Source organism: Pseudomonas sp. BIGb0164 (genome assembly GCF_024810135.1).
Lineage (GTDB): Bacteria > Pseudomonadota > Gammaproteobacteria > Pseudomonadales > Pseudomonadaceae > Aquipseudomonas.
This window is the reverse complement of record NZ_JANUEA010000013.1, coordinates 35,938-58,711: the sequence shown is the minus strand read 5'-3', so window position 1 is coordinate 58,711 and position 22,774 is coordinate 35,938. Positions and strand designations below refer to the sequence as shown.

At 62.6% G+C, this 22,774-nt stretch carries 20 protein-coding genes; 11 read left to right on the top strand and 9 right to left on the bottom strand.

The features are described from left to right. Nucleotides 1-96: 96 nt before the first annotated feature. The 3 genes from M2394_RS28750 to M2394_RS28740 are packed head-to-tail and all read right to left on the bottom strand — an operon-like array spanning nt 97 to nt 3,857. Nucleotides 97-1,389, bottom strand: coding sequence for an FAD-binding oxidoreductase (locus M2394_RS28750; protein ID WP_259175535.1), 1,293 nt, complete (start codon nt 1,387-1,389; stop codon nt 97-99). Beyond that, entirely contained in the window at nt 1,386-2,474 is a 1,089-nt protein-coding gene (locus M2394_RS28745) for a polyamine ABC transporter substrate-binding protein (protein ID WP_259175533.1), read from the bottom strand. The genes M2394_RS28750 and M2394_RS28745 overlap by 4 nt, the downstream gene beginning before the upstream one ends. A gap of 24 nt (nt 2,475-2,498) precedes the next feature. After that, nucleotides 2,499-3,857 (bottom strand): glutamine synthetase family protein, encoded by a 1,359-nt coding sequence (locus M2394_RS28740; protein ID WP_176999028.1) that lies wholly within the window; start codon nt 3,855-3,857, stop codon nt 2,499-2,501. Nucleotides 3,858-3,995: 138 nt separating this feature from the next. On the opposite strand from M2394_RS28740, the gene M2394_RS28735 reads away from it, so the two are divergent. Both M2394_RS28735 and M2394_RS28730 read left to right on the top strand, forming a co-directional pair. Then, nucleotides 3,996-4,892, top strand: coding sequence for a helix-turn-helix domain-containing protein (locus tag M2394_RS28735; RefSeq protein ID WP_178924946.1), 897 nt, complete (start codon nt 3,996-3,998; stop codon nt 4,890-4,892). A gap of 173 nt (nt 4,893-5,065) precedes the next feature. After that, complete coding sequence (locus M2394_RS28730; RefSeq protein WP_259175530.1) at nt 5,066-7,219, top strand: TonB-dependent siderophore receptor; 2,154 nt, start codon at nt 5,066-5,068, stop codon at nt 7,217-7,219. A 131-nt stretch (nt 7,220-7,350) separates the two neighbouring features. On the opposite strand, the gene M2394_RS28725 is transcribed toward M2394_RS28730, so the two are convergent. The 3 genes from M2394_RS28725 to M2394_RS28715 form a co-directional block, all read right to left on the bottom strand. Next, nucleotides 7,351-7,788 carry a carboxymuconolactone decarboxylase family protein gene (locus M2394_RS28725; protein WP_178924950.1) on the bottom strand — a complete coding sequence of 146 codons (438 nt, stop codon included), beginning with the start codon at nt 7,786-7,788 and terminating at the stop codon, nt 7,351-7,353. A 251-nt stretch (nt 7,789-8,039) separates the two neighbouring features. Next, nucleotides 8,040-8,957 (bottom strand): hypothetical protein, encoded by a 918-nt coding sequence (locus tag M2394_RS28720; RefSeq protein ID WP_259175529.1) that lies wholly within the window; start codon nt 8,955-8,957, stop codon nt 8,040-8,042. A gap of 786 nt (nt 8,958-9,743) precedes the next feature. Further along, nucleotides 9,744-10,652, bottom strand: a complete 909-nt coding sequence (locus M2394_RS28715) for a LysR family transcriptional regulator (protein ID WP_176999024.1) — start codon at nt 10,650-10,652, stop codon at nt 9,744-9,746. Nucleotides 10,653-10,857: 205 nt separating this feature from the next. Between M2394_RS28715 and M2394_RS28710 the strand changes: the two genes are divergently transcribed. Continuing rightward, the gene (locus tag M2394_RS28710; protein ID WP_259175528.1) at nt 10,858-11,256 is read left to right on the top strand and encodes a helix-turn-helix domain-containing protein; all 399 of its coding nucleotides are present in this window, start codon (nt 10,858-10,860) and stop codon (nt 11,254-11,256) included. A 58-nt stretch (nt 11,257-11,314) separates the two neighbouring features. Further along, nucleotides 11,315-14,077, top strand: coding sequence for a helix-turn-helix transcriptional regulator (locus M2394_RS28705; protein WP_259175527.1), 2,763 nt, complete (start codon nt 11,315-11,317; stop codon nt 14,075-14,077). Here M2394_RS28705 and M2394_RS28700 read toward each other — a convergent pair. Together M2394_RS28700 and M2394_RS28695 are read right to left on the bottom strand one after the other, a co-directional pair. Then, the gene (locus M2394_RS28700; RefSeq protein WP_259175526.1) at nt 14,024-15,475 is read right to left on the bottom strand and encodes a winged helix-turn-helix domain-containing protein; all 1,452 of its coding nucleotides are present in this window, start codon (nt 15,473-15,475) and stop codon (nt 14,024-14,026) included. The genes M2394_RS28705 and M2394_RS28700 overlap by 54 nt on opposite strands. A gap of 150 nt (nt 15,476-15,625) precedes the next feature. After that, nucleotides 15,626-16,576, bottom strand: coding sequence for a GlxA family transcriptional regulator (locus M2394_RS28695; protein WP_178923294.1), 951 nt, complete (start codon nt 16,574-16,576; stop codon nt 15,626-15,628). Nucleotides 16,577-16,756: 180 nt separating this feature from the next. Here M2394_RS28695 and M2394_RS28690 point away from each other — a divergent pair, with 180 nt between their 5' ends. After that, a complete protein-coding gene (locus tag M2394_RS28690; RefSeq protein WP_259175525.1) occupies nt 16,757-17,479 on the top strand; it encodes a pirin family protein in 723 nt (240 codons plus the stop codon). A 145-nt stretch (nt 17,480-17,624) separates the two neighbouring features. Continuing rightward, entirely contained in the window at nt 17,625-18,089 is a 465-nt protein-coding gene (locus M2394_RS28685; protein WP_178923292.1) for a hypothetical protein, read from the top strand. A gap of 61 nt (nt 18,090-18,150) precedes the next feature. On the opposite strand, the gene M2394_RS28680 is transcribed toward M2394_RS28685, so the two are convergent. After that, nucleotides 18,151-19,149: a quinone oxidoreductase gene (locus M2394_RS28680; RefSeq protein WP_259175524.1), complete on the bottom strand. Its 999-nt coding sequence runs from the start codon at nt 19,147-19,149 to the stop codon at nt 18,151-18,153. A 102-nt stretch (nt 19,150-19,251) separates the two neighbouring features. On the opposite strand from M2394_RS28680, the gene M2394_RS28675 reads away from it, so the two are divergent. The 5 genes from M2394_RS28675 to M2394_RS28655 all read left to right on the top strand — a co-directional run bounded on the left by M2394_RS28675 (nt 19,252) and on the right by M2394_RS28655 (nt 22,765). Further along, on the top strand, nt 19,252-20,115 hold the full coding sequence (locus M2394_RS28675; protein ID WP_259175523.1) for a LysR family transcriptional regulator: 864 nt from the start codon (nt 19,252-19,254) through the stop codon (nt 20,113-20,115). A 70-nt stretch (nt 20,116-20,185) separates the two neighbouring features. Then, nucleotides 20,186-20,908 (top strand): 2OG-Fe(II) oxygenase, encoded by a 723-nt coding sequence (locus M2394_RS28670; protein ID WP_259175522.1) that lies wholly within the window; start codon nt 20,186-20,188, stop codon nt 20,906-20,908. A gap of 2 nt (nt 20,909-20,910) precedes the next feature. Next, nucleotides 20,911-21,609: a 2OG-Fe(II) oxygenase gene (locus tag M2394_RS28665; protein ID WP_259175521.1), complete on the top strand. Its 699-nt coding sequence runs from the start codon at nt 20,911-20,913 to the stop codon at nt 21,607-21,609. Then, nucleotides 21,606-21,872, top strand: a complete 267-nt coding sequence (locus tag M2394_RS28660; RefSeq protein WP_259175519.1) for an Ada metal-binding domain-containing protein — start codon at nt 21,606-21,608, stop codon at nt 21,870-21,872. The genes M2394_RS28665 and M2394_RS28660 overlap by 4 nt, the downstream gene beginning before the upstream one ends. Further along, nucleotides 21,869-22,765, top strand: coding sequence for a DMT family transporter (locus M2394_RS28655; RefSeq protein WP_259175518.1), 897 nt, complete (start codon nt 21,869-21,871; stop codon nt 22,763-22,765). The genes M2394_RS28660 and M2394_RS28655 overlap by 4 nt, the downstream gene beginning before the upstream one ends. Nucleotides 22,766-22,774: the final 9 nt, after the last annotated feature.

The following is a 22,774-nucleotide window of genomic DNA, read 5'->3' as shown; positions in this document are numbered from 1 at the left end:
GCTTGCTCGCGAATGCGGCGGGTCAGTCAGTGCATATGTCACTGACTGACCGCATTCGCGAGCAAGCCCGCTCCCACATTTGGATTGTGGCGTCAGTTAGACCAACTCCCGCAGGCGATACCAGAGCATGCCCAGCGCCAGCAGCGGCGAGCGCAAGGCCTTGCCACCTGGGAAGGTCATGTGCGGCACCTGGCTGAAGATATCCAGGCCGGTGCTGTGGCCGGCGTGAATCCCTTCGGCCAGCAATTTTGCACACCAGTGCGTCACGTTCAGCCCATGCCCGGAATAGCCCTGGGCGTAGAACACGTTGGGGTACTGCTTCAACCGCCCGACCTGGGGAAAGCGGTTGGCGGTGATGCCAATCTTGCCACCCCATTGAAACTCGATGGCGGCATTGGCCAACTGCGGGAACACCTTGAGCATTTTCGGCTGCATGTAGGCCGCGATGTCCGCCGGATCACGCCCGGAGTAATGGCAGGCGCCGCCGAACAACAGACGGCGGTCGGCGGAGAGCCGGTAGTAATCCAGCCCGACCTTCTGGTCGCACAGCGCCAGATTCTGCGGGATCAACTGGTTGGCCAGTTCCGCTGACAACGGCTCGGTGGCGATGATGTAGCTGCCCGCCGGCAGCACCTTCCCGCTCAGGCGCGGCTCCAGTTCCTCAAGGTGGGCATTACAGGCCAGTACCAGCGTGTCAGCGCGCACCGTGCCACCCGCGCAGCGCACCTGCACCCTGTCGCCATGGATCAGCTCCAGCACTTCAGTGTTTTCATAGATCAGCACGCCAAGGGACTCGGCCACCTGGGCCTCGCCCAGCACCAGGTTCAGCGGGTGCAGGTGCCCGGAGCCCATGTCCACCAGGCCACCGGCGTACACCGTCGAACCGACCACTTGCGGCATGTCCTGCGGGCCGACCAGGCGGGTTTGGTGGGCATAGCCCAGGGTGGCAAGGTGCTCCTGCTCAGCGTTGAACGCAGCGAATTGCGCCGCCGTGTTCGCCAGCTCGCAGAAGCCCCAGCGCAGGTCGCAGTCGATCTGATGATCACGTATACGCTGCCCCACCAATTCCACCGACTCGATCCCGGCCCGCTCCAGGTACCGCACGCCCTCCTCGCCCACGTACTTGGCGAACCCCGACACGTCATGACCGATGCCACGGATCAATTGCCCGCCATTGCGCCCGCTGGCACCCCAGCCAATGCGCCGGGCCTCCAGCAGGATCACCGACAGCCCGCGCTGGGCCAGTTCGATGGCGGTATTCACACCGGTGAACCCGCCGCCGATCACACACACATCGGCGCTCAGGTCGGCCCCCAGTGACAGGCGCTGGGGCATGGCGTTGGCCGTGGCCCGGTAATAGGAATGGGCATGGTCGTTGGACGCGATCATTTGTTGGTCTTCACTTTGCTCCAGGCGCGGGTCATCAGGCGCATGGTCGCCGGGGTGGGCGTGGTGGAAATGTAGAGTTTGTCGAGCACTTCCTGGGACGGGTACACCTCGGGGTTGTTCACCAGTTCCGGGTCCATGAAGGCCTTCGCAGCCGGGTTGGCGTTGGCGTAACCCACCGAGGCACTGACCTTGGCGATCACCTCGGGGTCGAGCAGGTAGTTGATAAAGGCATGGGCTTCTTTCGGGTTGCTGGCATCGGCGGGAATGGCCAACAGGTCGAACCACAGGTTGGAACCTTCCTTGGGAATCGAGTAGGCGATATTCACGCCGTTCTTGGCTTCCTTGGCGCGGTTGGCCGCCTGGAACACGTCGCCGGAGTAGCCGAAGGCCACGCAGATGTCGCCGTTGGCCAGGTCCGAGATGTACTTGGAAGAATGGAAATAGGTGATGTACGGACGCAGCGTCAACAGCTTGGCTTCGGCCTGCTTGTAGTCCTCGGGGTTCTCGCTGCGCGGGTCCTTGCCCTGGTAGTTGAGGATCGCCGGGAACAGCTCATCGGCCGAGTCGAGGAACGCCACGCCGCATTGGTTCAGCTTCTTGATGTTCTCCGTTTCGAACAACACGGCCCACGAGTCGATATGGTCGATGCCCAGCACTTGCTTGACCTTGTCGACGTTGTAGCCGATGCCGTTGGTGCCCCACAGGTACGGCACCGAGTGGGCGTTGCCCGGGTCATTCTTTTCCAGCAGCTTGAGCAGCTTGGGGTCCAGGTTCTTGAAGTTGGGCAACTGCGCGCGATCGAGCTTGAGGAACGCGCCGGCCTTCACTTGGCGTGCCAGGAAGTGGTTGGACGGCACCACCACGTCATAGCCGGTGCGCCCCGCGAGCAGCTTGCCCTCCAGGGTTTCATTGGAGTCGAACACGTCGTAGATCGGCTTGATCCCGGTCTTGGCCTGGAAGTCGGCCAAGGTGGTCTCGCCGATGTAGTCGGTCCAGTTATAGACGCTTACCGTCTGCGCGGCCTGGCTGGCACTGCTGAACGCCGCGACAAGAGCCAGCGGGAGAAGCTTTTTCACAAGACGCATATCGACACCCCTTTTTTTGGTTTTTTAGACGCTCAACAGCAGGAACTCACGCTCCCAGGAACTGATGACCCGCTTGAAGTTTTCATGCTCGGCACGCTTGACCGCGACGTAGCCGCGCACGAACTTGTCGCCCAGGTAGCGCTTGACCGTGTCGCAGTCCTCCATGCGCGCCAACGCATCTTCGAGGGTGAACGGCAGGCGCAGGTTGCGGCGCTCGTAGGCGCGACCTTCCACCGGCGCACTCGGTTCGATCTGCTCGATCATCCCCAGGTAGCCACACAGCAGACTAGCCGCAATGGCCAGGTAGGGATTGGCATCGGCGCCCGGCAGGCGGTTTTCCACGCGCATCGCATCGGGGCTGGAAGTGGGCACGCGCAGGCCGACGGTGCGGTTCTCTTCGCCCCACTCCACGTTGACCGGTGCCGAGGTGTCCGGCAGGAAGCGGCGGAACGAGTTCACGTTGGGTGCGAACATCGGCAACAGCTTGGGGATGTACTTCTGCAAGCCGCCGATGTGGTGCAGGAACAGCTGGCTTTTGTTGCCGTCGGCGTCGACGAACACCGGTTTGCCGGTGGCAATGTCCACCACGCTCTGGTGCAGGTGCATGGCGCTGCCCGGCTCGTCGGCCACCGGCTTGGCCATGAAGGTGGCGGCCACGTTGTGCTTGAGTGCGGCCTCACGCAGGGTGCGCTTGAACACGGTGATCTGGTCGGCCAGGTCCAGGGCATCGCCGTGGCGGAAGTTGATTTCCATCTGCGCCGGGCCGTCTTCGTGGATCAGCGTGTCGAGGTCCAGGCCCTGGGCTTCACACCAGTCATAGACGTCTTCGAACAACGGATCGAATTCGTTGGCAGCATCGATGGAGAACGACTGACGCCCGGTTTCGGCGCGGCCGGAGCGGCCTACCGGGGTTTTGAGCGGCAGGTCCGGGTCTTCGCAGCGCTGGGTCAGGTAGAACTCCATTTCCGGCGCGACAATCGGCTGCCAGCCTTGATCGGTGTAGAGCTGCAAGACCTTTTTGAGCACGTTGCGCGGCGACAGCTCGATGGGGTTGCCCTGTTTGTCGAAGGTGTCGTGGATCACGATGGCAGTGGGCTCGATCGCCCACGGCACCACGTAGGTCGCGTTGGACACCGGGCGGCAGACCATGTCGATGTCGGCCGGGTCCAGCAGGTCGTAGTAGATATCGTCGTCGACAAAGTCCCCGGTCACCGTTTGCAGCAGCACACTTTCCGGCAGGCGCATGCCTCGCTCATGCAGGAACTTGTTGGTGGGCGCAATCTTGCCGCGTGCGATGCCAGTCAGATCACTGATCACGCATTCGACTTCGGTAATCTTGTGTTCTTTCAGCCAGGCAGACAGCTGATCGAAGGGGGCGTTCATAAGGACCTCGTCATGGGTTGAGTGCTACGCCGGCTTGTACTCCTGGCGCATTGAGGTCTATCTTGGGCCGGCCTTCAAACGGCATCTATCCACTTTGCACGCACCACAACGCACCAATAGAGTGCGCACGGATCACCCATGACACAGGCAACCGCCTTGCGCGTACAGGCCTTCACCACCGGTGATGTAGCCGCCCAATGCAATGCGACACCCGGTTGGGTGCAGCAGTACCAGCAGATGTCCCCGGGGCATTTCGCCGGGCAGATCCGCTACCTCGACTTGGAGGGCGTGGAGGTGTACGAAGAGTGCATGAACACCCGCGTCGAGCAGCATTTCAATGCGCCGCCCGGCGCCCTGGCGTTCTGTTTCGACGGCAGCGACAACGCGCTGTACATGCTCAATGGCGAAAGCCGCAACACCTGGATCACCCCGGAGAACTACCGCGAAGTGGCGGTGGTGTTCGGCCCGCAGTTCGTGCAGCGCCAGGGCCTGGACGTGGCGAAGCTTGAAGGCCTGTTCATGGCGCCGCTGACCTGCCAGCAGAACGCATTGTTCACCCGTTGGCTCAGTGGGACGCTGACGCGCTTGTCCACGGTGATCGACCCTGTCAGCCGCGACACCCTCACCCAGCAACTGCTGGACGACTGCCTGTTTATCCTCGACAACGCCTGTGTGTGCCTGGACCGCAGTTCATTGCAAAAGCGCAGTGAAGAGCGCCGGCTGATGGCGCGCATCGGCGAATGGGCGGCGGACGCGCCGGATGAAACCGTCAACCTGCTGGAACTGGCACAGATTGCCGGGGTGCCGCTGCGTCAACTGCAGCAGGGCTTCAAGACCTACACCGGCATGAGCCCTGCACAGTGGTTGAGGTTGCGCCGGCTGAACGGGGCACGGCGCGAACTGCTCAGTGCCAGTGACACCACCGTCGCCGAAGTGGCGATGAACTGGTCGTTCTGGCACCTGGGGCGGTTTTCCAACAGCTACCGGGCGCTGTTCCAGGAACTGCCCAGCGAAACCCTCAAGCGCTCCACCTGAACGGCACCCCTCACTCTGTGGGAGCTGGCTTGCCTGCGATGGCGCCCTTGAAATCAGTGCATTATTCAAGGGTTTCATCGCCGGCAAGCCGACGCCTACGGGAGACTTGTAAAAGACCACGCTTATGCCTAGTTTATGCGCCCCCCTGCCCTGCGCTTTAAGGCCCTGCCCCCATGGTTTTGCGTTTTCGTCCCGTCGTCACCTCACGTTTCGCCCTCGGCTTGCTGCTCACAGGCGGTATCGGCAGCAGCTTCGCCGCAGAACTGGAATTACCGGCGGTGAACGTCCAGGGCCAGGATGAATCCGGCTATCGCAACTCAACTGCCTCGGTGGCCGGCTTCGACGAGGCGCCGCTGCTGGACACCCCGGCCTCGATCACGGTGATCAACGCGGCCCTGCTCAAGGACCAGCAAGCACGCCTGCTCAGTGAAGTGCTGCGCAACGACGCCTCGGTGGGCGACAGCTACGCGCCCATCGGCTACTACGAAAACTTTGTGGTGCGCGGCTTCTCGCTGAACGCGGCGAGCAGCTACAAGATCAACGGGCGTACCATCACCGGGGAGCAGAACGTCGCCCTGGAAAACAAGCAGCAAGTGGAAGTGCTCAAGGGCCTGGCCGGCCTGCAAAGCGGGATTTCCGAGCCCAGCGGCGTGATCAACTACGTGACCAAGCGCCCCGAAGACGTGCGCTCGGTGACGGTGTCCACCGACGACCGGGGCAGCGGTTATGTGGCCACCGACGTCGGCGGCTGGTTTGGCAGCGAACAGCAGTTCGGCCTGCGCGCCAACGTGGCCCACGAAGACCTCAACTCCTATGTGGAACACGCCAACGGCCAGCGTGATTTCGTGTCCCTGGCCTTCGACTGGAACATCAGCCCCGACGCCGTGCTGCAACTGGACGCCGAATACCAGAACAAGAACCAGCGTTCGGTGCCGGGCTATCAACTGCTCGGCGGCACCGAAGTGCCCCATGACGCCTCGCCGAAAAAACTGCTTGGCCACCAGACCGGCTCCCATCAGGTGGGCATCGACTCGCTGAACCTCAACGGCAAGTTTGAGTACCGTTTCAGTGACCAGTGGAAAGGCAGTGTCAGTGCGGCACGCAGCAAGGTGGTGATTGATGATTACAGTTCGTTTGCGTGGGGCTGTTATTACGTAGGGACTTGCAACGCCAACACCTTCAGCCCCGAAGGTGACTACGACATCTACGACTACCGCAGCCCCGACGACACACGCCGGGACGATGAAGTGCAGGCGGCCATGACCGGGCTGTTCGACACCGCAGGCCTGGGCCACGAACTGACCTTTGGTACCAGCGCGTTTCGCCGGGTGGTCGACAAGCGCGAAGCAGTCAACGAGTACATCGGCAGCAGCAATATCAACGAAGATGCACCGAGCTTCACGCCAACCGACAAGCCGTTGAACGACAGCCATCGCAACCTCGACAGCCGCCAATATGGCCTGTTCGTCACCGATCGCATCCGTTTCAACGAGCAATGGCAGACCGTTGTGGGAGGCCGCGAAGTGCGCCTGGATGAGAAGGCGTTTGATGGCACCACGGGCGATCAGACACGTCACACCCAACAATACGTGTTCCTGCCTCAGGCATCGTTGATCTACAAGCCGGTGGAAAATATCTCGCTGTACACCAGCTACAGCAAAGGTTTGTCGTTGGGCGGCACCGCCCCCTGGTTCGCGACCAACAACAGCACAACCTTGGCCCCGACCACCTCACGCCAGATCGAAACCGGCGTGAAATACGACTGGCGCCGCATCAGCTTCGCCGCCGCCGTGTTCCAGACCCGCCAGGCCTACCAGTACGCCAAGCCCGACGGCACCGGTCTCTTCACCTACGTACAACAGGGCGAGCAGAAAAACACCGGGCTGGAATTGTCGGCCAACGGCTGGGCCACCGACCGCCTGCAGATCGCAACCAGTGTGGCCGCGATTCGCGCACGGGTGACCGGCAGCGGCACGCCGGAGTATGAAGGTCACCAGGCGATCAACGTGCCCAAGCTGCGTGCCAGTGTGTATGCCGACTATGCGTTGCCGTGGGTCAACGGGTTGGCGGTGCTGGGTGGTGTGCAATACAGCGCCAAGAAATACGCCAACCGCACCGGCAATGTGGAAGTGGGGGATTACGCGGTGGTCAATGTGGGCAGCCGCTACACCACGAAGGTGGATGGCTATGAAACCGTGTTTCGCCTGAGCGTCGACAACTTGTTCGACAAGCGCTACTGGCGCGACGCGGGCGAATACCTGGGCGATGACTACCTGTTCCAGGGCGCACCGCTGACGGCGCGCCTGAGTGCTTCGGTGAACTTCTGATGCCATCGCCGGCAAGCCGGCGCCTACAAAGGTCGTGGCGACCTCGACATTTTTGCTAGCCCCACCGACACACTGTAGGAGCCCGCTTGCGGGCGATAGCGATGCCGAGGTTCGCACCGTATTTGAGGGGGTTATTTAGGCATTTTGCGAAAGCCGATGGCCAGGCGGTTCCAGCTGTTGATGGTGGCGATGGCTACGCTCAGGTCGACCTGTTCCTGGGCGCTGAATTCGGCGGCCAGGGCATTGAAGTCTTCGTCCGGGGCGTGGGTCTGGCTGATCAGGGTCAGGCTTTCGGCCCAGGCCAGTGCGGCGCGTTCACGCGGGGTGAAGAACGGGGTTTCGCGCCAGGCGGACAGGGTGTAGAGGCGACGTTCGGTTTCGCCGCCTTTGCGGGCGTCGGCGGTGTGCATGTCGAGGCAGAAGGCGCAGCCGTTGATCTGCGATACACGCAGGCGGATCAGTTCCAGCAGGGGCAGTTCGATGGACAATTTGCCGGTGGCGGCTTCCAGGGCGAGCATGGCTTTCATGGCGTCTGGGGAGGCGGTGTAGAAATCGGTGCGGGTTTGCATGGTGGCACTCCAAGGCAGTGGGGATTGATGGCTAGGTTAGTCATCGGGGCCTGGGGGAGGAATATCCAATTTGGGGGAAGAATGGGTGACCAATGTGATGGGCTGGCTCAAACCTGATGAGGAACAGCCCATTGCTTCGGTGCTGGTCACCTGTGCTGAGGCGCATGGCCTCGCAAAACCGTTCTGGGAGGCTTCATTTGCATGAGGTCTCCCAGTTTTGAAGTTTACATACAGCCTCTACTCGTCACACATCAGGTGTTCTTTTCATAACCTACACCCTGGAAAGAAAACTTTATCTCTTTGCCTGCTCCGGCCTCCTTGATCACCGTTTGACTGCCAACTATCGAGTTCTTGTACCGGCCATACAACCCCAATCCTTTGATGTCTCCGACCTTGGCCTTGCCGTTTTCATCGGTAGTAAAAGGCGCAGAAAAGCTACCTTGGGTCGACGCAACCTGAGAACTACGGTTGATTTTCGCACCGTACTGCTCGACAAAACCGATATTCCTACCGGACAACGCGACGTTCTGATCAACATCAAGGTCTTTTACATGTTGCTTGGGCCCAGGATTACCAGGGTCTGTCACATCCTGTATATATCCGCTCAGCCTCTTGGGGTTCTCAGGGTCTCGCTCTATCGTGAGGTTGTATTTATTGCCGAACTTGAAATCCACCATTGTGCTGTTGCTGCCACCTTTCCCCCCATCCGCTTCGGAGGTTCCTTTCGGCGCTTTAAAATGTGGACCAAATCCAGAAAACGTAATGAGTGCCCTGCCATCTCCACGCGGCTGTATCCCGATGTAGCCGCCCCCTAAGCGTTTGCCCTTTTCATTATTAATGTCAAATTGCATCGCGTAATAAACCCCTCCGTCCTTGGCCGATTTCCTTTGGAGGCCTTCGTTGATAACGATTGGAAAGGTGATATTGCTCAAGCCTGCGCCCGGCGCAGGTACCGAGTAACTTACTTGATACAGCCCATTCGGCGACGTGGCCTCTTTTTTAATTTCCAGTTTGGGATCGCCGACCTTATCCAACTTGGAGGTTTCGCCGGCATCCGACGTCGTGGCGGGTGTTGTTTCAGTACTTCGGGGTGGGACTGAGACAGGGGGAGTATGAGGAGAAGATGCGGGCACTATTGGTGGAATAAATGGCGTTTTTTGAATCTGCATAAGTACACACCTTCTATGGAATAGTTACCCATGGTAGAAGGCTTGCGCCAGCGCTAGCTGCCAGACAACGTACTCGCACGACTAGGACTTTACTGAAGCTTGGCGTCAGTAGAATTCCCATGGTTTTTTGTTTGTGGGCTGTCTGGCTAAGGCATCGAGTTGGGGGGGGCGGTTTGTTGGGTGGGGGGGTTGAGTCCATATCCGTTGTTTGGGTGATGGCTGAAATTGGTTCCGCCCTTACGGCGGCTCACTTTTGATAGAGCCGGAATGCCGAATCGTCGCACCGCGGCGATGGTCGTTAACGATGGCGCAAAAAAAACAGGCAGAACGCGGAGCCCCACTGTGGGAGCTGGCTTGCCTGCGATGGCATCAACGCGGTGTACCTGACTCACCGAGGTGTCTGCATCGCAGGCAAGCCAGCTCCTACACGTATCCGCTTTTGATCCAACCACTCAGGTCGGCTACCAGGCCGCCGTGCTGTTGCTCTTGATTTTGATCTTAGGCGCCCCGTCAAACACGCTGGCCGAACGCAGGCTTGAATCCGTGGGTAACCCGGCAGGGATGCCGGGTTAGCCGCCCCGCGCCATGGATGGCGCGTGGCGGCGGCCCACGGATTCAAGCCTGCGTTCGGGCATGCCGAGCCTAGGCGAGGCACCGAGTGTTGGGGCAAGAGCCCTTTTGGTTACTTTTGGCTGGGCCGGCATTCCGGGCTCTTTTCCAAAAGTGACCCGCCGTAAGGGCGGAACCAATAGCAGCCGTTACCGCAGCAACGGATATGCCCCCCAATCAAACCACCCGAGCCATATGCTCCCCAATCCTCCCCCGCAACCACCGCTCCGCCGGGTCGTTGTCATGCACCCCACTCCACACCATCGACAACTCCGCCGCATCAATCGCAAACGGCGGATCCTCCGCCCGCAACGTCGTCCCCTCAGTCAACGCACACGCCGCGTAATCCGGCACCGTCGCAATAATCTGCGTCCCCGCCAGCAACGCCCTTAACCCACTGAACTGCGGCACCGCCAGCACCACCCGCCGCGACCGGCCAATGCGCGCCAGGTCCAGGTCGATATTGCCGCTCAGGTCCCCCGAAAACGACACCATCGCATGGGGCCGCGAACAGTAGTCGTCCAACGTCAGCGGCTGCACGCCATCATCCCCGCGCAACACCTTGCACGGTATATCCCGCAGTTTCTTGCGCTTGGCATTCGCCGGCAGTTCGGTGGTGTAGCTCACCCCCACCGAAATCTCGCCACTGGCCAACAACGACGACATCAACAGGTAATTGGCCCGACGCACCACCACGATGATCCCCGGTGCCTCTTCGCGCAGTTGGCTGAGCAAGGGCGGGAACAGGCCAAATTCGGCGTCATCGGACAGGCCAATGCGAAACACCGCACAGCTGGTAGAAGGGTCGAAATCCTTGGCGCGGCTGACCGCGCCCGAAATAGTGTCCATGGCCGGTTGCAACTCCTTGAGTATCGCCACGGCACGTGGCGTGGGCTCCATGCCCCGCCCGTTGCGCAGCAACAACGGGTCGTCGAACAAGTCCCGCAAACGCCCCAGCGCCGCACTCACGGCGGGTTGGCCCATGAACAGCTTTTCGGCCACACGGGTCAGGTTCTTTTCGAACATCAGCGCTTCGAAAATCACCAGCAGGTTCATGTCGACGCGGCGCAGGTCGTTACGGTTCATGGCGTGTATCCAAACGGTTGGCAAGCCGCCAGATAAGCACGCCCGTCGGCGCCGCGATTGCACGCCTGTGCTGTCTTTTCCGGCCCTGGACCTGGCGAAATTAACAACGATTAACTCGTCAGCCAGACGGTCCGGCGCCAAGAATGAGTCGGTCTACACTGCCTCCATTCACCGGGAACGCTCCCATCGACTGCGGATATTTGTCATGGCCCGACTTGAGCACTGTGCTCCCCGCTTATCCGCTACCGGCGGCCTGTGCCCCCGGCGCGAGCGTATTGCCAAACAACTGATCCTCGCCAACCTCGGTGAAAGCCTGGCGATTGCTGACCTGGCCCAGGCCTGTGCGCTGTCGCGCAGCCATTTTTCTCGTGCTTTCAAGTGCACCACCGGGCTGTCGCCCCAGGAATGGATACGCCAACAGCGCATCCAACGGGCCAAGGAGCTGATCATCGGTTCCGCCCTGAGCCTGACGCAAATCAGCCTGGAGTGCGGGTTCTGCGACCAGGCGCACTTCTGCCACATGTTCACCCGCAGTGAAGGCGTCAACCCGATGACCTGGCGAAACCACCAATTGCGCCACAAGCCCCAAGTGATCGCGGCCTAGTGGTCTGCAGCCGCGTGGCCTATGCTGCCCAGACCCTTTTTCCAGAGCACGGCCACCCATGAGTGCCCCCCACGACCAGGCCGTGCATTTCGGCCCCTACCGCGTCCACCCGCACCAACGCCTGGTGCTGGAGGCCGGTCGCCCATTGCGCCTTGGGCGGCGTGCGGTGGACATTCTGCTGATCCTGCTGGAGCAGGCGGGCAACGTGGTGAGCAAGCAGGAACTGATCGCCCGGGTGTGGCCCAAAAGCGTGGTGGAGGACGGCAACCTGCGCGTGCACATGGCGGCGCTGCGCAAGGCGCTGGGCGACGGCCAGGCCGGGCAGCGCTACATCGTCACGGTGGCGCAGCGTGGCTACAGTTTTGTCGCGCCACTGAGCATCGAACCGATGACACTGCCCACCGACGGCGAACCCCAGCGCCCATGCCACAACCTGCCCCTGCGCCACACCCGCATGATCGGCCGCCAGGCGCTGATCGACACGCTGGTGCAGCAACTGCCCCAGCAACGCTTCATCACCCTGACCGGCCCCGGGGGCATTGGGAAGACCACCGTCGCGTTGCGCGTGGCGGAACTGCTGATCGGGCATTACCGCGATGGTATCCGCCTGCTGGACCTGGCGCCGCTCAGCGCGCCGTCGATGATCCTGCCCAACCTCGCCGCCCTGCTCGACCTGACCTGCGCCGAGCATGAGCCCCTCGCCGCCTTTGCCCATCAATTGCACGAACGCCAGATGCTGCTGGTGATCGACAACTGCGAACACCTGCTCGATGACATCGCGCTGATCAGCGAAACCCTGCTGCGCCACGCCCCCCACCTGCACATCCTCACCACCAGCCGTGAGGCGTTACGAGCCGAGGGCGAATGCGTGCAACGCCTGGAACCCCTCGCCTGCCCGCCCGCCAGCGGCAACCGCGCCCAGGCGCTGGGCTACCCGGCCTTGCAATTGCTGATCGAACGAGCCATGTCTCACCAGGACAGCTTTGAACTGAGCGAAGCCGAGCTGCCGTTGGCGATTGATATTTGCCAGAGGCTGGACGGCATTCCCTTGGCCATTGAACTGGTGGCCGCCCAAATCGAACGCTTTGGCCTGCCGAGGCTGCTGGTACAGATGGAAAACAACTTCCGCCTGCTCACCCGTGGCCGGCGCAGCGCCCTGCCCCGTCAGCAAACCCTGCGCGCGACGCTGGACTGGAGCTTTGACCTGCTCACCCCGTGCGAGCAGATCTGCCTGCGGCGCCTGGCGGTGTTTCGCGGCGGCTTCAGCCTGGCCAGCGCCGCTGCGGTGATCGCCGGGGAACAGGTCGCACCCAGCGAGGTGCTGGGGTCGATCACCCAATTGGTCGCCAAATCCCTGCTCAACGTGGAAGCCGGCGATGACGAGATGGTCTATCGCTTGCTGGACATCACCCGCACCTACGCCCTGGAACAACTCAGCGTGGCCGATGAACTCCAGACCACCCGTGAACGCCATGCAGAACGCTGCCTGGCGTTGATGAACCAGGCGCAGGACGACTGGGAGCTGATTGCCACCCAGGCCTGGATCGACCGCTACGCGCCCTTGCGTGAAGACATCCGTGCCGCCCTCGATTGGGGCTTGGGCGACAAGGGTGTGCACCTGCTGGGCATTCGCCTGACCGTCGGCGCCATGCCGCTGTGGCAAGAGCTTTCGTTACTGCGTGAACACGGCCTGTACGTGGGCAAGGCCCTGGCACGGCTCCAGCAGTCGAGCGCGCCGAGCCAGCGCCTGCACATGATGCTGCAACTGGCCCTGGGCAGTTTTTCCTATCACACCCAGGGCGGCACACCGCAGACCATTGAAGCCTTTGCCTGCGCACGGCGCCTGGCCGAAGGCGGCAAGGACCTGGCCGGCCAGTTGCGGGCGGTGTCGGGGCATATGGCGGTCAACCTGTGCTGCGGCAACTACCGTGAAGCGTTGGCGCAAAGCCTGCACTTTGACCAGCTCGGCCCGCAGACCGAACCACTGCTGGCCCTCAGCGCCCAGCGCCTGCGCGTACTGGCGCAACACTTCGCCGGCAACCAGGCGCTGGCGCTGCACAACGCCGAGCAGGTGATCCAGCGCATGGCCCACAGCGGCCATCTCAACCGGTTTACCCATGGCTTCGGCGTGCAGTACGACCAGAGCGTGGCGTCCTTGACCATCCTCGCGCGCACCTTGTGGCTGCGCGGTTTTCCGGAACGCGCCTGGCGCACGGCCAGCCAGGCCCTGGATCTGGCCTTGCAGATCAACCACGGTACGTCGATCTGCTACACCCTGGCGCTGGCCGGTGTGGTGATTGCACGCTACAACGGCGACACCTCGGCGGCAGACTCACTACTGCAGCTGTTGTTGCAGCAATCCCAAAAACACTCGGTGCAGCTGTTCCACACCTGGGCCCAGCACTACGCGGGCACGGCGCAACAAGCATCGCTGCAAGGCCTGGGATTGGTCGAAGACCTCCTGCTGACCTTCCAGGCCAGCGAGGTCAGTGACAGCGCGTTTGAGCGCGCCCGAAACGGTGCAGCCGGTTGGTGTACCCCGGAGATTCTGCGGGTCAGGGCCGAAGGCATGACGGACGCCCGTGGCGCCGAAGCGTTGCTGCTGGAGGCCATGGGCCTGGCCCATCAGCAAGGCGCGCTGGCGTGGGAATTACGCAGTGCCACGTCATTGGCGCGGTTATGGAAAAGCCAGGGCCGTTTGCGTGTCGCCCGCGAACTGGTGGGTTCGGTCTATGGGCAATTCACCGAAGGGTTTGCCACCCATGACCTAACCCGCGCACGCCGCCTGCTCGACGAGCTGCAAGACAAACGGCCGGCCTGAAAACGGTCCCAGGTAATGCCCATAGCCTTGTTGCAGGCGCGCCACTTGCTCAGGGTTGCGCAACTGCGCCAGGGCGTAGCTGCGCACACTGTTGAGCAGGCGGTAGCGCGTAGGCCCAGGGCCGGGCTCCACGGTCAGCAATGAGGTGCCCGCCAGGCGCTCCAGCAAGTACGACAGGTCGGCGTGCTCCAGCTCGGTGCCGGCGACCAGTCGACTCAAGGCCGGCAACGTCACGGCCATCTTGAACAGCGCCATCTGCAGGAACAGCCAGCGCTCGGGCAAGCTCAAGCGCTCGTAGCTCCAATCCAGGGCCGCCGTGAAGGACTGGTGCCGCTCAACCGCCGTGCGCCGGCCACGGGTCAGCACCTGCAAACCTTGCTGCAATTGTGCGTGTACGCCGTGCACCCCCAGGGCATTCACCTGGGCGGCCGCCAATTCGAGAGCCAACGGGATGCCGTCGAGGCGCCGGCAGATATCGCGCAGCGGGGCCAGTTCCTGGGGTCGCAGGGCAAAGCCTTGCTGCGCGGCGCGTACGCGTGCAACGAACACCTGCACCGCTGGGTATTCCATGGCCTGCTCGACACTGGCCCACGCCGAGGGTACCGGCACTGCCAGGCGCGGCACGGGTTGCACCCATTCGCCCGGCACCTGCAAGGCTTCGCGGCTGCTCAACACCACGCTGACCTGGGGGGCTTTCTCGTGCAGCGTGCGCACCAGATGACGGCAGGCACCGAGCAACACATCCGCCCCGTCGAGCACCAGCAACAATTGGCGCGCAGCCAGTTGGCTGGCCAATGCTGCGGCGTTGCCACAGGGCTGCAGGTGCAGGGCACTGGCGAGATGGCGCAACATTTGAGTCGGCGCGGTAACCGTCGCCAGGTCCACCCACCACACGCCGTCGCGGTAACGTGGCAACACCCGTTCAGCCAGGGCCACTGCCAGGGTGCTCTTGCCCACGCCAGCGCAACCGGTGAGGGTCATCAAGCGTTGCCCCGACAGGCGCCGTGCCAACCGCCCCACTAACTCGTCACGGCCGATCACCGGGCTGAGCCGGGCCATCAGGTTATGCCGGGGCATCGCCGTTGGCAGCGCAGCCTGTTGCGTTGCCACGAAGCAATAGCCCCGTTGAGGCTCGTTGAGAATGTAAGGCTGCCCCGGCAAGGCGCGGCGCAAAGCGGCGATGTGCACACGCAGGTTGTTCTCTTCCACCACACTGCTCGGCCACACGCGGGCAATCAGCGCCTCCTTGCTGACGTATTGCCCCGGCGCCTCCAGCAACACCGCGAGGATATCCAGCGCACGCCCACCCAACGGCACCGGCCAGCCGGCCTTGCTGACCAAGCGTTGCTGAGGATGAAACGTGTAGGGGCCGAAGCTCACCGCGTGGGGGTTGTTCATCGGGTGTAAAAGCGCTGGAACGCCCGTTCTTGGGCGGCTGCGCATCCTTTTCCGTGGGCCTTGCGCTATCTTGCCAGCCTGCCGTGACAGGACAATGCTGGCAGGGGGAGCGACACGGACATTCGGGTGCGCCAGACGGACATCCGGCGGTTAACTGAACTGTTGTCGGTACTGGGTCGGGTTCAGGCCGAGCTTGTCACTGAATAAAAAGCGCATGTAGCGCACGCTGCCAAAGCCTGCGTGGAACGCCACGGTCTTGAGCGGCAGGTCGGTGGTTTCGAGCAAATGCCGGGCGCGGTCGATGCGCGCGCCTTGCAGGAAGGCCATGGGCGTCATCTGGACTTCCTTGGCAAACAGCCGCGCAAAGTGGCGTGGGCTCATGCCGGCGAGTGCGGCCATTGATTCAATGGTGAACGGCTGGTCCAACTGCGCCAGCACCTGGTTCTGCACCCGGGTGATCGCGCTTTCATGGGGCGCCACGGCGGCGGTCATCGGGCTGAACTGGGCCTGGCCACCTTGGCGCTTCATCACCACCAGCAGCACTTTGGCCACCTCCACCGCCACCGCCTTGCCGTGGTCCTGGGCGACGACGGACAGTGCCAGGTCGATACCGGCCGTGACGCCGCCCGACGTGATCAGCCGACCGTCCTGCAGGTAGATGCGATCGGTCTCGACAATCGCCTTGGGAAACGCCTTGATCAGGCGCTCGGTATAGTGCCAGTGGGTGGTCACGCGGTGGCCATCGAGCAGGCCGGCGTGCCCCAGCACAAAGGCGCCGGTGCAGATCGAACCGAAGCGCCGCGCCCGGGGTGCAGCGGCTTTTAGCCACGGCAGCAACGCCGGGTGGCATTCGTTATAGGCGCCGGGACCACCGGGGATCAGCAGCAGGTCATAGTCATCAGCCGCCTGCTCAAGCAGCAGGTCGGGCTGCACGCTCACACCGTTGGAGGCACGCAACGGCCCAGGCTCGATGCCGAGGGTGAGGATCTGGTAGTGCTCGGCTTGCGGCAGGTAGCGGTTGGCAATGGAAAACACTTCGAGCGGGCCGGCCATGTCGAGCAGGAGGAAGTCGGGAAAAAGCGCCATGGCCACGGTTTTCATAGAGAGCAAGGTCCGTCGATAAGGGAAGCGGCAGACATTATGGCATGTCTTTTACTGTCAACTTTAAAGAGACAGTTATTCATATTTCAGCTTCTTAATGAATTTATTGGTAACCATTAACCTTCTTCTCAACGCAAGCGACCTGCACTTCGCAGACCCCGCTCACTTGAGGACAAGACCATGCTGACCCTTCGCAAAGCTTCCGAACGCGGCGCCGCCAATCACGGCTGGTTGAAGTCGTTCCACACCTTCTCGTTCGCCAACTACTGGAACCCCAGCGAGCAGGGTTTTTCCGACCTGCTGGTGATCAACGATGACCGCGTGGCGGCCGGCAAAGGCTTCGGCCAGCACCCGCACCGCGACATGGAGATTTTCTCCTACGTGCTCGAAGGCGCCCTGGAACACAAGGACACCCTGGGCACCGGCTCGGTGATCCGCCCGGGCGATGTGCAACTGATGAGCGCCGGCAGCGGCGTGGCCCACAGCGAGTTCAACCACAGCCAAAGCCGTGGCGTGCACTTCCTGCAGATCTGGATCGTGCCGAACGTGGCCGGCGCCGAACCGCGCTACCAGCAGGAGCACTTCAGCGAAGCGCAGAAACGCGGGCGCTTGCAGTTGATCATCTCGCCGGACGGCGCCGAGGGGTCGCTGCATGTTCGCCAGGATGCGCGGGTGTATGCCGGGCTGTTCAACGGCAGCGAAACCGCGAGCCTGGACCTGGCGCCAGACCGCCACGTGTACATCCATGTGGCCCGGGGCAGTGTCGAGGTCAATGGCCAGCGCTTGCAGGAAGGTGACGGTGCCCGGGTGCGGGATGAGCGCCAGATCCGCCTCAGTGGTGGCGCGGATGCCGAGGTGCTGGTGTTTGACCTGCGCCCGCAAGAACTGCCGCAGATGCCATGACGTGCACCACGATGGTCCCCTGAAACGGGCCATCGCTGGCGTCGATAGTCACCATCAGCGCAATGAAGTTCTCTTAAAAAATCCAACGCGTACCATTAAATCCATACCCAGCAGCAACCTACTTAAACACTCGGAGCACACAACCATGAAACGCCAAATCCTGCTTAGCCTCGCTTTCTCGGTACTCGCCGCCAACGCTTTTGCTCACCCTGTTGTCGCTGAAGGCGGCGCAGATCGCCTGATGGACAGCCGCGTTGCCGAGGGTGGTGCCGACCGCCTGCAAGGTAACCGCGTTGCCGAAGGCGGTTCTGATCGCTTGCTGGAACGTCGTGTCGCTGAAGGCGGTGCTGATCGCCTGCAGGAACGTGGCCTGGCCGAAGGCGGTGCTGATCGCCTGCAGGAACGTGGTCTGGCCGAAGGTGGTGCGGATCGTCTGCAAGAACGTGGCCTGGCCGAAGGCGGTGCTGATCGCCTGCAGGAACGTGGTCTGGCCGAAGGCGGTGCTGACCGTCTGCAAGAACGTGGCCTGGCCGAAGGCGGTGCGGATCGTCTGCAAGAACGTGGTCTGGCCGAAGGTGGTTCTGATCGTCTGCACAGCAACAACGCATAACCCTCGCGGTTGGCGAGGTGCCCCAAACCGGCCTGATCAGCCGGTTTTTTTTCGCCTGTGATTAATGCAGGTCGCGGTCGATCCACAGCACGGCCTTGCCGATCTGTTGCCGGGCTTCGATCCGTGCGTGCACCTGCTGCACCGTTTCCAGGCTGTAATGCCCCTCGATATCCACGCTGAGCGAACCTTCCAGCATCGCTGCAAATACCGCGTTGGCACGCCGTTGCACGGTGGCGCCGTCAGCCATGTGGTCGGCCAGCCGTGGGCGGGTCAGGAACAAGGAACCCGCTTCACCCAGTTCAATCGGGTCCAGGTCGGTCAGCGAGCCCGAGACATTGCCGTAATTGACGATCAACCCACGGGTCCGGCAGGCGCGAAAACTGTCGCGCAGGGTGGTTTTGCCCACCGAGTCGAACACCACGTCCACGCCTCGGCCCGCTGTGGCGTCCATTACCCGATCGGCAAAGCCGTCATAGGTCCAGGCCTGGTGGGCGCCGCGTTGAAGCGCAATCGCACATTTCTCGGCGGTGCTGCCAGTGGTGAACACAGTCGCACCCAAACGGATGGCCATTTGCACGAGCAATTGCCCGATGCTGCCGGACGCGGCATGAATCAGGCAGGTGTCGCCGGCCTGCAAACGCGCCACGTCATCAATCAGGTAGTGAGCCGTGCAGCCCTGGAACATCGTGGCAGCCGCCTGATCGAACGTGATTTCGCTGGGAATCTGCGCCACGTTGTCGGCCGGGACGTTGGCGTATTCGGCATACGCGCCCCAGGCAATGCACCACGCCACCCGGTCGCCTACGGCCAAGTGGCTCACACCAGGGCCCACTTCCACCACCACGCCGGCGCCTTCCACGCCCAGGGTGCACGGCAAGCGCACCGGGTAGGTCACCGACTGGGCGTATTTGCCTTGGCGCGTGTGAATGTCCATGAAGTTGATCCCGGCGCAGGCGACTTTGATCAGCACATGCCCCGGGGTGACCTCGGGTTTTGGAACATCGTGGCGCAACTGGGCGACTTCAGGGCCGCCATAGGCTTGCAGGGTGATGGCTTTCATCGGGCAACAACTCCGTTTGCTCTGGGAAGCGGCCATGGTAAAAGGGGCCTCTCAGTAGGAAAATTCCCCAATCTCTCCCAGCCTCTGTGCGGAAATACCCCGATGTTCGACTGGCAAGACCTGTATTACTTCACCGTCTTGGCGCGCACCCAGTCGCTGTCGGCGGCTGCCCGTGAGTTGCAGGTGGAACACGCCACCGTGGGGCGCCGGGTCGATGCACTGGAAAAAGCCCTGGGCGTAAAACTGGTGGACCGCCTGCCCCGTAGCCGCCCGCTCACCGCCCAGGGCCGGGCGTTGGCCGAACTGGCGGCGGGCATGGACGCGATGGCGACCGACGTGATGCGCCTGTCGCGGGTCGCTTCCATCGAGATGGCCGGCACGGTGCGGGTCAGTTGCCCGCCGTCCATCGCCAACCACTGCATCGCACCTCATGTCGCGCGATTGCGTGCGCAGTACCCACAGCTGAATCTGGTGCTGATGCCCTCCACCCAACTGGCTGCGCTGGACAAAGGCGAAGCAGATATCGCCTTGCGCACCGTGCGTCCCGACGAAGACGCGCTGGTCCGGCGCAAGGTCGGCGTGGTGCGCTTCGGGTTGTATGGCGCTGCCGAATTAGCGCAACAGCCTCCCGTTCAGTGGGCGTTCATCGCCTACGACAGCAGCCGCGACCACCTGCCCCAACAGGCCTGGATGCACCAACTGCGCGGCGTGCGCCCCATCGTGTTTGCCGCCAGCGAACTGGTCACCCAGCAAATGGCGGCCCGCGCCCAAGTAGGCGCGGTAGTGCTGCCGACCCTGGTGGGCGACCACGATCCACTGCTGACACGCTTGCCCACCGCCACCGACGGTCCCATGCGCGACATCTGGCTCACCGTGTACCCGGACATGCGTCGCTCACCTCTGGTGAAAGTGGTGATGGAGTTTCTGGTGGCGTGCATCGAAGGTGAAGCGCAGTTGCGCCGTTAAACAATTCGACCGCAAGCCGCAGAGTTCCAAGCCGGCAAGTGCCCCCTAGACTCCGCTCATCTGCCCACCGATGAGCGTCAAGGCCATGCACACCCCCAGAAACAACGCCCCCACGCACGACTGGAACCGCATCGCCCGTGAGCTCGAGGCCCACGGAAACGCGGTGCTGCCCGCGCTGCTGACAGCCCAACAGTGCGAGGCGCTCGCCGCGCGCTATGCGCAGGAAACCGGCTATCGCTCGCGGGTGGTGATGGCGCGGCATGGGTTCGGGCGCGGCGAGTACAAATACTTTGCCTACCCCTTGCCGCCGTTGCTCGATCAACTGCGGCACGCGCTCTACACAGGCCTCGCCCCGCTTGCCAATGCCTGGAACCTCCAGCTCGGCCTCGACGTGCAGTACCCAAGTGAGCTGAACGAGTTCCTGCGCCACTGCCATGCCGCAGGCCAGGCCCGCCCTACTCCGCTGATCCTCAAATATGGCGCAGGTGACTACAACTGCCTGCATCAGGACCTCTACGGCGAGCACGTTTTCCCGCTCCAGGTGGCGATCCTGTTATCGGAACCCGGACGGGATTTCGTCGGCGGCGAGTTCGTCATGACCGAGCGTTCATCCCAGGGCCAGCGCGCCGAAGTCATCCCGCTGCGCCAGGGCGATGGGCTGGTGTTTACCGTCAATCAACGGCCGGCCATGGGCCCGCGCGGCGTCCGCAAAGTCGCCATGCGCCACGGTGTGAGCCGCATCCGCAGCGGTCAGCGCCATGCCGTCGGCCTGATTTTTCATGATGCGAGGTGAACATGAACTTGCTTGAATTCGACGCCGCACTTGATCAGCTGGACTGGGCCGACCTCCACCGCCAACTCGATAGCGAAGGCTACGCCGTGCTGCCCGGGTTGTTGCGCGCAGCGGTCGTCGACGCCCTGGCCCAGTGCATCACCGCGCAGGACCTGTTTGCGCAATGGCGCTACTTCGAGACAGACCTGCCCACCCCGCTGGCCGAGTGGCGCACGGTGCTCTACCGGCGCCTGGCCCCAGTCGCCAATCGCTGGAACGAAACCCTGGCCATCGATGCGCGTTACCCGGCTACGCTGGATGAGTTCCTGCGGCAAAACCGCAACGCCGGCCAGACCCGAGGGCAGTCCCATCTGTACCGGTTGCGTGTGCATGACCAGGTGCCCCTGCATCAACGCAATGCCGGCTTTCATGTGTTTCCCTTGCAAATCGTTGCACTGCTGTCCGAGCCGGGGACGGACTTCCAAGGAGGTGAGCTGGTGATGACCGAACAACGCCCGCGCCTGCAATCGCGGCCGATGGTGGTGCCGCTTAAACGCGGTGACGTGGCGATCATCGCCACGGCGGTGCGCCCGTTCAGAGGCAGCCAGGGCTATTACCGTGTGAACCTCAAGCACGCCATCAGCCGCGTGCGCGGCGGCGAACGCGTGGGATTGGAAGTGCTGTTCCATGATGCACCTGATACCCAAGAGGGTGGCCGATGAAGACGCTCACCTTGCTCGGGGTAACGGGCAAACCTTACGCCAGCCTTGTGCCGGGCACCTGCGCCGGGCATCGCGGCACCCGGATCTACGGCCGCCTGGACTGCCGCGCCGCACGGCGAGCAATTGCCAACGGCGGTTATGTGAAACACCGCGTGTTCTTTGCCGACGAGCCCACCGCCATTGCCGCCGGCTACCGGCCTTGTGCAGTGTGCATGCCCGAGCACTACGCGATTTGGAATTCCACAAACAAAGGTGACGCATGAAGCTTTCTGACGGTGTTCGGCTACTGGTACTGGCGGCGATCTGGGGCGCGAGTTTTCTGTTCATGCGCATCGCGGCGCCGGTGTTGGGCGCGTTGCCCACGGCGTTTTTCCGTGTGCTGCTGGGGGCCATCGGGCTGGCGGTGATTGTCACCGTGCTGCGCACCCGCATCGCCTTCAACGGCAAACTCAAACCCACCCTGGTGCTGGGCGTGATCAATTCCGGCGTGCCGTTCCTGATGTACGGCGTGGCGGCCACGTTGCTGCCGGCGGGCTACTCGGCGATCTTCAACGCCACCACCCCGCTGATGGGCGTGATGATGGGCGCGCTGTTTTTCAGCGACCCGCTGACGCCGAAAAAAGCCGCCGGGGTAGTGATCGGCTTGATGGGCATCACCCTGCTGACCACCACCGGCCCGGTCACCCTTTCGGTCGCCGTGGTGACCGGCGCGTTGGCGTGCCTGGTCGCCACCGGCTGCTACGGCGTTGCCGGGTTCCTGACCCGCCGCTGGATCGCCGACAAGGGCGGGCTGGACGCCAAGCTCGTGGCCTTTGGCAGCCAGATCGGCGCGACGTTGTTCCTGCTGCCGTTCTTCGGTGTTTCAGCCGTGCTCAACCCGCCGCACAGCTGGGGCAACCCGACGGTCTGGGCAGCGCTGGGAGTGGTGGGGTTTGTGTGCACCGCGTATGCGTACATTCTGTATTTCCGCCTGATCGCCGATATCGGAGCGGTTCGTTCACTGACGGTGACCTTCCTGATCCCGCCGTTTGGCGTGCTGTGGGGTGTGCTATTCCTGGGCGAACGACTGTCCAGCGCACACCTCTACGGCGGCGGCCTCATCTGCCTGGCCGTGTGGTGTGTGCTCAGCAACAGCCGGCCCAAATCGACCTCCTGACCCTTTGCC

Excerpts from the sequence above, each read along its gene's own strand:
- M2394_RS28750 (WP_259175535.1), bottom strand. The coding sequence starts at position 1,389 with ATGATCGCGTCCAACGACCATGCCCATTCCTATTACCGGGCCACGGCC.
- M2394_RS28680 (WP_259175524.1), bottom strand. The coding sequence starts at position 19,149 with ATGAAAGCCATCACCCTGCAAGCCTATGGCGGCCCTGAAGTCGCCCAG.
- M2394_RS28710 (WP_259175528.1), top strand. The coding sequence starts at position 10,858 with ATGGCCCGACTTGAGCACTGTGCTCCCCGCTTATCCGCTACCGGCGGC.
- M2394_RS28705 (WP_259175527.1), top strand. The coding sequence starts at position 11,315 with ATGAGTGCCCCCCACGACCAGGCCGTGCATTTCGGCCCCTACCGCGTC.
- M2394_RS28725 (WP_178924950.1), bottom strand. The coding sequence starts at position 7,788 with ATGCAAACCCGCACCGATTTCTACACCGCCTCCCCAGACGCCATGAAA.
- M2394_RS28715 (WP_176999024.1), bottom strand. The coding sequence starts at position 10,652 with ATGAACCGTAACGACCTGCGCCGCGTCGACATGAACCTGCTGGTGATT.
- M2394_RS28735 (WP_178924946.1), top strand. The coding sequence starts at position 3,996 with ATGACACAGGCAACCGCCTTGCGCGTACAGGCCTTCACCACCGGTGAT.
- M2394_RS28675 (WP_259175523.1), top strand. The coding sequence starts at position 19,252 with ATGTTCGACTGGCAAGACCTGTATTACTTCACCGTCTTGGCGCGCACC.
- M2394_RS28730 (WP_259175530.1), top strand. The coding sequence starts at position 5,066 with ATGGTTTTGCGTTTTCGTCCCGTCGTCACCTCACGTTTCGCCCTCGGC.
- M2394_RS28700 (WP_259175526.1), bottom strand. The coding sequence starts at position 15,475 with ATGAACAACCCCCACGCGGTGAGCTTCGGCCCCTACACGTTTCATCCT.
- M2394_RS28695 (WP_178923294.1), bottom strand. The coding sequence starts at position 16,576 with ATGAAAACCGTGGCCATGGCGCTTTTTCCCGACTTCCTCCTGCTCGAC.
- M2394_RS28685 (WP_178923292.1), top strand. The coding sequence starts at position 17,625 with ATGAAACGCCAAATCCTGCTTAGCCTCGCTTTCTCGGTACTCGCCGCC.
- M2394_RS28660 (WP_259175519.1), top strand. The coding sequence starts at position 21,606 with ATGAAGACGCTCACCTTGCTCGGGGTAACGGGCAAACCTTACGCCAGC.
- M2394_RS28720 (WP_259175529.1), bottom strand. The coding sequence starts at position 8,957 with ATGCAGATTCAAAAAACGCCATTTATTCCACCAATAGTGCCCGCATCT.
- M2394_RS28665 (WP_259175521.1), top strand. The coding sequence starts at position 20,911 with ATGAACTTGCTTGAATTCGACGCCGCACTTGATCAGCTGGACTGGGCC.
- M2394_RS28740 (WP_176999028.1), bottom strand. The coding sequence starts at position 3,857 with ATGAACGCCCCCTTCGATCAGCTGTCTGCCTGGCTGAAAGAACACAAG.
- M2394_RS28655 (WP_259175518.1), top strand. The coding sequence starts at position 21,869 with ATGAAGCTTTCTGACGGTGTTCGGCTACTGGTACTGGCGGCGATCTGG.
- M2394_RS28670 (WP_259175522.1), top strand. The coding sequence starts at position 20,186 with ATGAGCGTCAAGGCCATGCACACCCCCAGAAACAACGCCCCCACGCAC.
- M2394_RS28690 (WP_259175525.1), top strand. The coding sequence starts at position 16,757 with ATGCTGACCCTTCGCAAAGCTTCCGAACGCGGCGCCGCCAATCACGGC.
- M2394_RS28745 (WP_259175533.1), bottom strand. The coding sequence starts at position 2,474 with ATGCGTCTTGTGAAAAAGCTTCTCCCGCTGGCTCTTGTCGCGGCGTTC.